Origin of the sequence: Kocuria sp. APC 4018 (assembly GCF_030407675.1) — a bacterium.
In the GTDB taxonomy this organism is placed as follows: domain Bacteria; phylum Actinomycetota; class Actinomycetes; order Actinomycetales; family Micrococcaceae; genus Kocuria; species Kocuria rhizophila.
Window position 1 is genome coordinate 1 of record NZ_JASDCY010000117.1, and the last position, 1,556, is coordinate 1,556.

At 67.9% G+C, this 1,556-nt stretch carries 1 pseudogene; it reads left to right on the forward strand.

The window, feature by feature from the left end:
* Positions 1–134: 134 nt before the first annotated feature.
* Positions 135–1,522: pseudogene (locus QL985_RS12055) on the forward strand (IS3 family transposase).
* Positions 1,523–1,556 lie beyond the last annotated feature (34 nt).

A 1,556-nucleotide genomic window follows, 5' to 3' on the forward strand; every position in this document is an offset into this window, starting at 1 on the left:
CCCTGCGTGTCAGGGTGAGTTGAGTCCAGTGGTTCACAGCAAGTCCGCCTGACGCAGGGCGAGATTCAGGATCGATCACCATGAGTAGTTCCACGTTCGCCCCGCCGTTGTCCGCGATCGCCGATGATGGACAGATGAGTGACGCTCACCCTCGTGCTGGTGGCCCGGCTCGGCGCCGGAGCTTCACCCCGGAGCAGAAGCTGGCGCATCTGGCCGCCTACGAACAGGCCTGCCAGGAGCAGCAGGGTGGGGCCTACCTTCGCCGGGAGGGCCTGTACTCCTCGCTGATCAGCGAATGGCGCCGGATGCGCGATGCTGGCGTGCTCGAAGGCAAGGCGGCCGATGAAGCCGTTGGCCGGCCGAGTGCGGAGCAGGCCGAAATCGCCCGGTTGCGCCGCCAGCTGGCCGCCTCCCAGCAGAAGCTGGCCACCACCGAGACCGCCCTGGACATCATGGGAAAAGCACACGCGCTCTTGGAGCAGATTTCCGAGAGCGCGGACACCGAGCAGCCGCGCAAGAAGCGCTGATGGGCGCCTACACCGAGCTCACCGCCGCAGGCGTGACCACCCGGGACGCAGCGGGACTGACCGGGGTGTCGCGGGCCACCGCCACCCGCCGGCGGGCCCGGACAGCACCGGGACCTCGGACCGCGGTGGAGCCGGCCAACCGGCTCAGTCGCGTTGAGCGGGAACGGGTGCTGGAGGTGCTCAACAGTGACGAATTCGTCGACCAGCCCCCGGCCCAGGTCTACGCCACGCTGCTGGAGCGCGGGGTGTACCTGTGCTCGATCGCCACCATGTACCGCATCCTCGCAGCCGCCGCGCAGGTGAAGGAACGCCGGCGCCAGGCCCGTCACCCGGCCCGAGCGATCCCTGAGCTGATGGCCGACGGATCCGGTCAGGTCTACACCTGGGACATCACCAAGTTGCCCGGCCCGGCCAAGGGCGTCTACTACGACGCCTACGTGATGCTCGACGTCTACTCCCGCTACATCGTCGGCGCCCACGTCCACGCCCGAGAGTCCGGGCCTCTGGCCGAGGAGATGATGAAGGAGATCTTCGGGGTTCACGGTGTGCCCACCGTGGTGCACGCCGACCGCGGCACCTCGATGACCTCCAAACCTGTGGCCGCGCTGCTGGCCGACCTCGGCGTCACCCGTTCCCACTCCAGACCCAGCGTGAGCAATGACAACCCGTATTCCGAGGCGTGGTTCAAGACCTTGAAGTACGCCCCGGTCTTCCCGGACCGCTTCGGCTCTCTGGCCGACGCCCGGGCGTTCATGGCCGGTTTCGTCGAGACCTACAACCACGGACACCGTCACACCGGGATCGGGCTGCACACCCCCGCCGACGTCCACTACGGCCACGCCGCGACCGTGAGTCAGCAGCGCTCAGCGGCCCTGGCCGCGGCCCGCGCTACTCACCCCGAGCGCTTCTCCACCACCGCTGACCCGAAAATCCTCGCGCTACCCACCCACGCCTGGATCAACCAACCAACCGCCGCCGAACCGGTAGCCGCCTGACACCCACTGGCCTCAAACACCTTGAAAAATTCCG